Annotated in this window: 12 protein-coding genes; 8 read left to right on the top strand and 4 right to left on the bottom strand. The window is 62.7% G+C overall.

The features are described from left to right. The 3 genes from QZY07_RS25435 to QZY07_RS25425 all read right to left on the bottom strand — a co-directional run. Positions 1–698, bottom strand: a 698-nt coding sequence (locus QZY07_RS25435; protein ID WP_295408912.1) for a CHASE sensor domain-containing protein, incomplete at its 3' end; no start/stop codon positions are given. Next, a complete protein-coding gene (locus tag QZY07_RS25430; protein ID WP_295408911.1) occupies positions 695–1,279 on the bottom strand; it encodes a YfiR family protein in 585 nt (194 codons plus the stop codon). The genes QZY07_RS25430 and QZY07_RS25435, both read right to left, overlap by 4 nt. Before the next feature lie 6 nt (positions 1,280–1,285). Next, positions 1,286–3,013, bottom strand: coding sequence for a TonB-dependent receptor plug domain-containing protein (locus QZY07_RS25425; protein WP_295408909.1), 1,728 nt, complete (start codon positions 3,011–3,013; stop codon positions 1,286–1,288). A 273-nt stretch (positions 3,014–3,286) separates the two neighbouring features. On the opposite strand from QZY07_RS25425, the gene QZY07_RS25420 reads away from it, so the two are divergent. The 8 genes from QZY07_RS25420 to QZY07_RS25385 all read left to right on the top strand — a co-directional run bounded on the left by QZY07_RS25420 (position 3,287) and on the right by QZY07_RS25385 (position 7,305). Beyond that, positions 3,287–3,487, top strand: coding sequence for a CsbD family protein (locus tag QZY07_RS25420; RefSeq protein WP_295408907.1), 201 nt, complete (start codon positions 3,287–3,289; stop codon positions 3,485–3,487). A gap of 101 nt (positions 3,488–3,588) precedes the next feature. Further along, entirely contained in the window at positions 3,589–3,843 is a 255-nt protein-coding gene (locus QZY07_RS25415; protein WP_295408905.1) for a GlsB/YeaQ/YmgE family stress response membrane protein, read from the top strand. 306 nt (positions 3,844–4,149) lie between these two features. Beyond that, positions 4,150–4,383: a hypothetical protein gene (locus QZY07_RS25410; RefSeq protein WP_295408904.1), complete on the top strand. Its 234-nt coding sequence runs from the start codon at positions 4,150–4,152 to the stop codon at positions 4,381–4,383. 214 nt (positions 4,384–4,597) lie between these two features. Then, positions 4,598–5,050 carry a hypothetical protein gene (locus QZY07_RS25405; RefSeq protein WP_295408902.1) on the top strand — a complete coding sequence of 151 codons (453 nt, stop codon included), beginning with the start codon at positions 4,598–4,600 and terminating at the stop codon, positions 5,048–5,050. Between the two features lie 151 nt (positions 5,051–5,201). Beyond that, the gene (locus QZY07_RS25400) at positions 5,202–5,624 is read left to right on the top strand and encodes a hypothetical protein (RefSeq protein ID WP_295408901.1); all 423 of its coding nucleotides are present in this window, start codon (positions 5,202–5,204) and stop codon (positions 5,622–5,624) included. A gap of 98 nt (positions 5,625–5,722) precedes the next feature. After that, positions 5,723–6,214 (top strand): hypothetical protein, encoded by a 492-nt coding sequence (locus QZY07_RS25395; protein WP_295408899.1) that lies wholly within the window; start codon positions 5,723–5,725, stop codon positions 6,212–6,214. A 330-nt stretch (positions 6,215–6,544) separates the two neighbouring features. Then, positions 6,545–6,814 carry a UPF0175 family protein gene (locus QZY07_RS25390; RefSeq protein ID WP_295408897.1) on the top strand — a complete coding sequence of 90 codons (270 nt, stop codon included), beginning with the start codon at positions 6,545–6,547 and terminating at the stop codon, positions 6,812–6,814. Then, positions 6,814–7,305, top strand: a complete 492-nt coding sequence (locus QZY07_RS25385; RefSeq protein WP_295408895.1) for a DUF3368 domain-containing protein — start codon at positions 6,814–6,816, stop codon at positions 7,303–7,305. Before QZY07_RS25390 ends, QZY07_RS25385 begins: the two co-directional genes overlap by 1 nt. A 469-nt stretch (positions 7,306–7,774) precedes the next feature. On the opposite strand, the gene QZY07_RS25380 is transcribed toward QZY07_RS25385, so the two are convergent. Beyond that, complete coding sequence (locus QZY07_RS25380; protein ID WP_295408893.1) at positions 7,775–9,121, bottom strand: hypothetical protein; 1,347 nt, start codon at positions 9,119–9,121, stop codon at positions 7,775–7,777. Between the last annotated feature and the right edge of the window lie 230 nt (positions 9,122–9,351).

Here is a 9,351-nt window from a genome sequence, read left to right as displayed (position 1 = left end):
CGGCTGAGCATCGCGTTGAAGTCATGCACCAGCGTCGCCAGTTCGTCGCCGGAATCGAGTTCGGCGACCCGGCGCGTGACATCGCCTTGCGCCGCGATCTCGCGCGTCTTGGCGGCCAGGTGCAGGATCGGACGCACGATGCGCCGACGCAGCCGCAGCGCCACCGCAAACGCCACTCCCAGTGTCAGCAGACCCAGAAATCCGCCGAACCGGACGTATTGCCGGAATTGCTGCTGCAACTCGTCGAGTCGGACATGCAGGACGAGCCGACCGATGGGGCGCTCGTCGAAACGCAAGGATTGGGCGATCTCGACCTCGTCGGCGACCAGCCAAGGCCGCACGGGTTGCGGTTGCGGCAGCCTTGCCGGCGTGTCCGAGTCCAGCCCGCGCTCGCGCCGCCAGCGCGCGAAGACCTGTCCGGTCGCGTCTTCGAGTATCGCCTCCCGGATCTGATACTCGCGCGCGAGCGTTGCCAGATAACGCTCCGCCGTTTCCGGACTGTCGAACACCAGGGTCGACACGCAACTTTCCCCGACCACCGCTGCCAGCACCCGCAGGTCGCGGAGGACGTGATCCTGGAACAGCTTGAGATCCATGAGCGCCGAGAGACCGGTCGCCATCGTCAGGGTGACGAGCGTCATCGACATCAGCGCCCGCAACAGCCGGGTGCGGATGGAGCGCGTGCCGGTGCGGCTCACGGCAGCACCCTCGCCACCTCATAGAGCTGCGAGGAGACCTTGAGCCCGCGCCCCGCGAGTGCGGCCGGATTCATCTCGAACCGCAGTCGTTCCCCCTCGCCCAGGATATCCAGCTTCAGGAAAAAATTGATCGCGACCCCGCGCCGCGCCAGTCCGGGGCTATCCCCGACCAGCAGGACCGGCCGGCTGGCGACGGCGGCCAGGATGCGATCGAGCTGACCCTGGGCCGCCGCGCCAACGAAGAGGATCTGACAGTCCTCGAACCGCTGCCTGGAGGCCGTCGCCCGGTTCTCGATCACCCGGATCCCGATCGGCCGCTCCTCGGCCCGGCGTTGCTCGCGCTCCAGCGTGCGCAGTGCTTCCCCCAGCGCGTCATCGCCGATCACCGCGATCACGAAAGAGTCGCCGGGCGGTGGGTCGGGCCAATCGATGAAATGGGTGAAATGATAGAGATAGGCTACCTTGAGCGACTCCACCGGCGTCTCCCCGGACGTGGTCAGCGGCGCCAGCGCAATCAGGAGTCCCATCAGGCCGCCGCACAGCGCCCGTCGCGTGGGTCCATGCCCTGGATGGATCGGCATGGAGCGTCAGAAGGCGTAGCCGAGGGTCGCGGTCACGATCCGACCGGGACCGATCAGACCCCGCGCGAAATCGGCCAGCTCGTTGGCCGGATAGCGGATCTCGGCGTCCAGCAGATTGGAGACGTTGAGCGCCGCGAAAACCCCGGTGGCGGACGGCTCCCAGCGCAGATTCAGCCCCAGATTCCAGCGCCCGGGCACGCGCTCGCCAATGCGTTCGACCACGCCCTGGGCCGGGCTGGTCACGAAATCCCAGTCGGTCTCCATGGCGTCGACAAAATGCGCATAGGCGGCATAGGTGAAGGGGCCGCGACGATAATCGGCCTTCAGCTTGACCAGCAGGGTCGGCGAATATCCCGGCTCCAGATCCGAGCGCAGATCATCATTGCGGTCGCTGACCGGCAGTTCGGTCTCGATCAGCGTCTCGTCCAGATAGCGGTAGCGCGTGAAACGATACGCCGCCGGGAGTCGGGTCAGCCGCGCGCCGCCCACCAGGCGCAGCGGCTCGCCGAGGGAGTAGTCGATTTCGGTGAAGATGTCCTGCTGGTGGAAGGCATCGCTCGCGTCGTCGACCATGACCAAGGATGCGACCCGAGGCCGGTTATCGAGGTGATCGAGCCGGTGCCAGCGATATCCGAACAGCGCGTCCAGCCGCTCCCAGGGTTGCCAGTGCAGGTTCAGTTCCAGCTCCCAGCGGCGCAAATGCTGCTTTTGACTTCCGTCGAGCCCCGCGACGAGAAAATCCAGCCGGTAGGCATCGTAGGTCTCCTGACTGTGGATGCCGACGAGGCGCAGACCCAGCGTATCGCTGAAGCGGTGCTCATAGCCGAGCGCGGCGTGGAGGGTCTTGAGGCGCAGCCCGCTGCCCTCGTCGAACGCTGGCGTGAAGGCATAGATGCCATAGTCCATGTCGCTGTAACGCATGTCGGCCGTCAAGCCGCGCCAGCCCGCCGACAGATCGAGGCTCGCGCGCCGCTGCCAGAGATCGCCGTCCAGGTCGCGATGCATCTCCGGCTCCAGGGTCGCGAACTGGGCGGAACTCATGATGTCGGCATAGGTGGCATCCAGCCCGTCGGTGCGCCAGCCGCCAGCATTGAGCACCAGAAAACCGTCGCGCGAACGCCCGCCCAGGCGCGCGAACGCCTGTCCGCTAGCGCGGCTGCCCGCACTCGCCGACAGACGCGGACCGGCCGTGTCGAGTGAGTTGGTGACGATGTTGACCACGCCGAGAAAGGCGTTGTTGCCGTAAATCACCGACATCGGGCCACGGATCACCTCGATGCGGTCGATGGATTCGACCGGGATGTTCAGCCGTGCGATCTGCGGCACCGTGAGCACCTTCTGACGTGACGGGTGCTGCGAGATGCCATTGACCAGGAACTGCACCCCGCCGCCGACCGTGCCGCGGTTGCCGATGAAGCGCTCCTCGGTGTTGTCCAGGATGAAGAAGCCAGGCACGTTGCGCAGCAGGTCTTCCAGGGTGGCATAGCCGTACCGCGCGAGCTCCTCGCGGGTCAGGATGGTCACACTCGCGGGGATGTCGCGGATCTGGGCCTCCCGCTTGCCGGCGGCGGCGACCTCCACCTGCAGTAGGTCGGCGAAGGGGAGATCCAGCAGATCGGCGGCGCGCAACCGGCCGGACGGGCAGGGGACCGCTAACATTAGGCACAGCAGGATTGCGTGGGCGCCTCGCGTGTCACCCAACCCCTGCAGCCAATCGCTTGAATCCGCGGGCATCGATCTGGTTTCGAGTCGTTCTGTCAGGATTTTCCTGACAGGAGTTCCCTGATTTCTAAACAGCAACTCGGTCGTTATCCTTGGCGCAGTTTCGTGGCGGCGTCGTGTCGAAGCGCGCTCGTCTGCGGGGCCGTCTGGCGGTTCGGATCCGGCGCGCTGGTCTTGATCGGACGGTTCAGACTGAAAAGCTCCTGAGTTCCGTTGAGCCAAGTCGAGAATAGTACTCGAACTGGCTTGCTCTTAACGACAACACATCCATGGGGTCATGCGGCAATGAATTGGGATCAGATCACCGGCAAGTGGCATCAGGTCAAGGGCTCCATCCGGGCCAAGTGGGGAGAGCTCACCGACGACGAGATCGAGCAACTCGACGGCAACCGCGAGAAGATGGTCGGAACGATTCAGGAGAAATACGGCATCGCGAAGGAAGAGGCCGAGAAGCAAGTCGATGAGTGGACCAAGTCCCACGGTTGACCATCACTGCTCAATGCGGCGGCAGCGCCTGATATGCGACTGATCCTGGCGCGGCCGCTTTTCGCTCAATCGATCGTCGACTCGGCGATGAGGACTTCGTCATGGATCTAACCAGTCTCCTGATCTTTCTTGCCATTGGTGCCGTCGCCGGCTGGCTCGCCGGCCTCTTGATGCGCGGCGGCGGCTTCGGGCTCTTGGGAAACATCGTCATCGGTATCGTCGGAGCCGTCGTCGGCGGCTTCGCCTTCGGTCTTCTCGGCCTCTCAGCCTCCGGGCTAATCGGCTCCATCATCACCGCTACCGCGGGTGCGGTACTGCTGCTCTTGATCATTGGGGTGTTGAAGAAGGCGGGGTGACGTCAGGTTCGTCTTGCCAGTCGAGGCGCGGTGCCATGGAGCGCCGTGTTCTCGGCCTGAGACGTCGACCCTGACCCTCTCTTCTCTTGATCTCATGTCGCCGAACGCGGTCCCGCCGGGCGGATGCCCGGTGATGGTATAAGTCATTTGGCGTTCTTCGTGTTCTTTGCGGTTTGACTGCCCTTTTTCGGCTTACCGGTCAGGCTCGTCCGGTATCGCGCCGACCCCACGTCCATTGACCACCAATGGATCATATACACTTCCAGACACAACGCGGATTCATACGAGACAGGAGCAATGTACATTATGAAAACCACGGCAATGGCTTTGGCCGCCCTGACGATCTCCCTGACCCTCGGCTGCTCCGAGGAGCCGGCACCCGGCCCGGCGGAGAAGGCTGGGGCGAAAATCGACCAGGCGGTCGAGACGGCGGGCAAGAAGACGGAGGCGGCGATGGAGAAGGCCGGGAATTACACCGGCGAGAAGCTGGACGAGGCCGGCAAGGCCATGGAACACGCTGGCGAGCAGTTGAAGCAGTAGCGACACGCATCCCGTCCAGGGTCGATCGGGCCAGGGCCGACCGGGTCAGGGCCGACCGGGTCATCCGCCATCGTCAAGCAGTCGGGATGTCACTCGGATACCTCGGCCCGGTCGCCCTGAACCTACCATTTGTCGACCTGCCGCGACACCGGGTAGATCCCCCTTGTCCCGATGATGCCGGTTGAGTTTCTCATCATATTGGAGTCCGCCGATCATGAAAATTGCCATCCTTACCGCCGCCCTCCTGTCCGCCGCAGTCACCCAAACGGTCTTCGCCTCGACGGTTGCGGAGCGTGAATACAAGCGCGGCTACGACGACTGTCTCCACGGACGCTACGACCAGGACCAGCATGGCGAGTCCTATAAGAAGGGCTGCCGCGCCGCCGAAGATGAGGGGCAAACGCATGCTCCCGCGGCCCACAAGGACACCGCCACGACGACGCACGCATCACATGTGAAGGTCTCGGATCTCAAGGGCATGGGCTCGATCAAAGCCATCGATGCGATGACAGCGAGAGGCTTCAGGTCCGTCGATTCCATCACCTCGGGCGATACGCTCTACGACATCTACTACAACGCCAAGACGCATCAATGCATCCAACTGACCAATGCCAACAACCATGTTGTGAGTGTCAACGACATCGGCAAGCATCCGAACTGTAAGTGACTGACGCCCCGGATGATCTGGGTTCGACGTCCAACCTTGAGAAACGGAGGGCCATACGCGAACCATGGATGAGCCGGTTATGGCTGGAACTCCAGCCTTCCGGTGACATCCGAATCGAACGCCATCATACGTCTCACCCAGGGTATCGACGATGAAGAGAGCCAAGTTCAAGCGTCTGTTAACAGGTTTAGTCCCCGCCATGGCCATCACGCTGGTGTTTGGCGTGGCGCTATCGACCTTCGCCCACGCGGGCGAGCGGATCCAGTTTGCGCACGGCAACGATCACGCGACGGTTCATGGCTCGGTGACGGGATCTCATCACCAAGACTATGTGCTCGGGGCTCGCGCCGGCCAAACGATGTCGGTGTCCCTGAGCAACCAGGGGAGTGCCTATTTCAATATCCTGCCCCCAGGGAGCCAGGACGTCGCGGTCTATAACGGCTCGATCGATGGCGATAAGGCCAGCCTCCGTCTGCCGTCGAGTGGCGACTACACCATCCGCGTCTATCTGATGGGCGACGACAAGGACAGTGGGCGCAAGATTCCTTTTTCGCTGTCAGTCGCCATCAGGTGACATTCAGCTTGTTGGCGGCAAGCCTCACTGGGGCCAATGGATATGAGCGCCAACGGCTCGCCCGATAACGGCCGCGCGAACCTGAAGGAGTGTGATCGATGTGCAGTGCAACCACTGAACGGCCTGACACCTTGACCCGGCTGGAGGCGGCCTACGGCGGACCGAGCCAAACTGGCTTTGGCAGCGCCGTGTTCAACGAGACCCTGGCGGACGTCAACGATCTGACTCTGGCGGCGATCGAGAGTTACCGGACCTTCCTTGGCCTGCTCTGGCGGAACTACGGGGAGGCCGCCTGGATGGGGTCATGGCGCGCGGTTCATGTCCGCGAACCTGGCGCGCGGCCGGACATCGTCGCCGAGTTGCGGGGGATCGCCGACCCAGACACCCGCCAATCCGTGCCGATGATCCTGGACCACGTCGAGGGGGCCGAAACGGCACGCGGCGCCTTGTCCGCAGTCTTCGACGACCAGGCGGTCACTGAGCTGCGCGTCTTCAACCTGGGAGACGGCGAGGCGCTGTCGGGGCTGCTGGTGGCTGGGCGGCGCGGGGATAGCGGCGAGAGCGCCTTTCTCGTCTTTCTAATGGATTGAGGACGTCCAAGCCGGGACGGGGTTTGCAAGTCCGTCCCGACGGTTTCAAATGACCACACGGACATGACGGCGCGGAAAACTGGGCCATAAAAGAGGGTCAGTTCGGCCGCTTTTCCGTTTTTTTCAAGACCTGATTAGCATCTGGCATCCTCCTCGGTCAGGTGATATGTTTTCTTTAAGCAGCAGAGCAGGTTGAGAGGGATGCGCCCTGGTCATGAGCCTGCCTGTGAGGATCTCCCCTGCGGTGGAGCGAACGCTCTGTGAAAACAGGCGGCGTCATGGCCACCCGCTCGCGATGGACCAACAGCATCCTGCGACTGGCTGAAAAATATGAACACCTTAAGCATTGACTATCCTGAATCGCTCCCAGCGGTGTTGAATCTGTCGCCGCTGGAGTTCGAGCGCGATGCGCGCATGGCGCTTGCGGTCAAGTTGTTCGAGTCCGGGCGCTTGACATCCGGGCAAGCGGCGGCCCTGGCCAACAGACCGCGCGCCGTGTTTCTCCTCGAATGTCCACATTGGGGGGCTGCGAGCGTGCGTTGGGATGAGACTGAAATCGAGATGGAACTCATGGGACTCGATGGGCCGGCGACGCGATGATGTCTGGGATCGTTTGCAATACAGGGCCATTGATTGCGTTGGATCGGGTCGGGCTGCTTCATCTGTTTGGTCCGTTGTTTGGCCATGTTCTGATCCCAACGGCCGTCGAGCGTGAGTTTCTGGCCGGTCAACCCGTCGGCACGTCATTCGTTCAGGCCAAGGCATCAGGATCGATCCAGGTCTCGGCCCTGGAGATTCCGCTGGATCCCTTGCTGAAAAGCCTGTTGGATGAGGGCGAGGCGGCTGTCATCCAGTTGGCTCAAGCGTTGAGCATCGACCAAGTCTTGATCGATGAGCGCAAGGGGCGGAAGGTCGCGCGGGATATTTATGGACTGCACACCCTGGGGACGGTGAGAGTCTTGCTGGAAGCCAAGCAGGGCGGTCTGATCGACACGATCCGTCAACCGTTGGAATCGATGCGAGAGCACGGCTACCGCATTCATGAAGACATCGTGCAGGCGGCGTTACGGCAGGCTGGCGAGGGCTTATAGATGATCCTTATGAAACCATTGGAGACATTATTCCCCCCCAGAGCGTCCAGCTACCTGGACTGGTCCGACAAGGGGGCATCCAGCTTCATCCGCTATGCGATCGGGCTGATCCCGATCCACGCGAGCTGGCTGATTCTGGGGTCGCTGATCGCGATTCCTTTTACCCTCTTGGGGCTGACGGTCTTCCAGGGGAGCGCCTGGGGCCAGATTCAGCGCGCTCCTGACCTTTGTTGTCCTGGAGGCATTGATCCGGGCGGGCGGAACAGGGGACCGATCCGCGCGACATGGCCAGTGACCGGATGCGTTTGACCCAGACTCCGCGCCTCGTGTCAGGAATTTCCTGACAGGAAACTCCTGATATGACGCCAGTCATTCGCCCGTTATCCTTGGCTCATCGATCAGACAGGGTCATCGAGACGGATCGCGCGCGGCAACCCACGCCAAGGGGGCGCATTCCCAATTTTCCGTGTCATGTCGCAGCGGGCATGAAGGATGGATTTGCCATGTTTTTCAGCAGATTCCAACGCCCGGCCTTAAAGTAAGACCGAAGCATCAGCATGGCTTCGGCGTTGGGCTTGAGCCAGTAGATACTCGCGCCTTTCAAGCGGAGGTTGATCACCCGGCGGATGGCGCTTTCCACCGCACCGCTGCCGATGGGCAAACCGGCCTCTTTGGCTGCCGGGTAGTCCAGGCGTTCGGCATTCCGAGCAAAGTAGTCGCGCTGGGTGCGTACCGCCTTGCTCAGAGGGCCTCGACAGAGTTGGTCGACGGCTTCGACCACCCCCTGGGCTTGGCCATGGCGCAAGCGCTGGCGTTGCTGCTTGACCCAGCGTCGCTGCTGGGTCGAACTCCACGACTTCTTCAACTCCGCCACGGCATTCAAGTGCTCGACAACAGGGAAGAAATCCAGCAACTCCACCATCCCCCGGAGGCCTAGACGCAGGCGCAGTCGCTGCACGCGCGTCCAAATCCAACGCGCTCCATCGGCCACGAACAGCACGCGCTTGGCTGTCTCAATGTGCACACGCTTGAGCGCCTGCTCAAGCAAGTCGAACATGGCATCGGGACCGGCGAGCGTGGCATCGATCAGGGGCGTGAAGGTCCGCTGCTGGCGACCGTCGGGGCCGACCACCGAGATGACGAACCGCTTCGGCTCGCGCCAAACCCCGCGATAGCGACACCGCCCTTTCTTGGTTCGCGGTCCACGCTTCTTGGTGCGAATCCGCAGGCGCCCGCCGTCGCAGGAGATCACCACCTGGCACCCGGCGACATCACCAACCTCCAGCGGCTGCGCCCCCCACTCGATGGCGCGGGCGCGTTGGGCGAAGGCATCGGCAATGGCGCGCACGGTTTTGACGTTCAGGACGATCCCCTCCTCCCGCAGCAGGTTGTGCGCTTCCTCAAACGAGCTCAGTGCCGCTGCGAGCAGACGGACACGGGCGGCGAGCGCCGGCGTGCAATGCTCGAACACCCCCAACACCACCAGCCCGGCATACCGTCCAGGCAAGCGCCGGTGGGTCCCGCGTTGTCCTCTGCGACGGTAGTACACGGTCGTAATCTGCACCGCCACACCGCTGGCCGTGCGTCCCGTCACGCCCTGCATCCCCTCCTTCTTCAAGGGCTTCGCGCTGGCCTTGACGAGCGTTTCGACTTCGTGCTCGACCGTCTCGCTTGCCAACGAGGCTTGCAGGATCTCACCCGTGATCAGACCCGCCAACGGCTCGGTTATACGGATGACCTGTCTCTCGTACGCCTCCAGCTCGCCCGGGGTCCCCGCCGCAACGGGCAGATGCGCCAGATGGTCGAGGAAGCGCAACCGATTTTCGATTTCGCGCAGACGTGTGCCACACTGAGCTTGGGAGTTGGAGCGCGGAGTCATCGGAATTCTCCTGTTGATCTACAGAGACTCACGGTTCGCCCATTTTGAAAGCCGCGTCCTCGGATTGCATACCCAGCCCTTGATCAATGGTTTCCGGAAATCCGAGCAAGCCGACAATGCGCGACTGCACCGCTTTCAGTGGGGTCATGCTGTGCCAGTTCGTGCCG

It is taken from the genome of uncultured Thiocystis sp. (assembly GCF_903866365.1).
Lineage (GTDB): Bacteria > Pseudomonadota > Gammaproteobacteria > Chromatiales > Chromatiaceae > Chromatium.
The sequence above is the reverse complement of the archived record's forward strand: the minus strand, read 5'-3'. Positions and strand labels throughout refer to the sequence as shown.

Bases quoted from the DNA above. Each gene is read 5' to 3' on its own strand.
- QZY07_RS25430 (WP_295408911.1), bottom strand. From the start codon at position 1,279: ATGCCGATCCATCCAGGGCATGGACCCACGCGACGGGCGCTGTGCGGC.
- QZY07_RS25425 (WP_295408909.1), bottom strand. From the start codon at position 3,013: ATGCCCGCGGATTCAAGCGATTGGCTGCAGGGGTTGGGTGACACGCGA.
- QZY07_RS25420 (WP_295408907.1), top strand. From the start codon at position 3,287: ATGAATTGGGATCAGATCACCGGCAAGTGGCATCAGGTCAAGGGCTCC.
- QZY07_RS25415 (WP_295408905.1), top strand. From the start codon at position 3,589: ATGGATCTAACCAGTCTCCTGATCTTTCTTGCCATTGGTGCCGTCGCC.
- QZY07_RS25410 (WP_295408904.1), top strand. From the start codon at position 4,150: ATGAAAACCACGGCAATGGCTTTGGCCGCCCTGACGATCTCCCTGACC.
- QZY07_RS25405 (WP_295408902.1), top strand. From the start codon at position 4,598: ATGAAAATTGCCATCCTTACCGCCGCCCTCCTGTCCGCCGCAGTCACC.
- QZY07_RS25400 (WP_295408901.1), top strand. From the start codon at position 5,202: ATGAAGAGAGCCAAGTTCAAGCGTCTGTTAACAGGTTTAGTCCCCGCC.
- QZY07_RS25395 (WP_295408899.1), top strand. From the start codon at position 5,723: ATGTGCAGTGCAACCACTGAACGGCCTGACACCTTGACCCGGCTGGAG.
- QZY07_RS25390 (WP_295408897.1), top strand. From the start codon at position 6,545: ATGAACACCTTAAGCATTGACTATCCTGAATCGCTCCCAGCGGTGTTG.
- QZY07_RS25385 (WP_295408895.1), top strand. From the start codon at position 6,814: ATGTCTGGGATCGTTTGCAATACAGGGCCATTGATTGCGTTGGATCGG.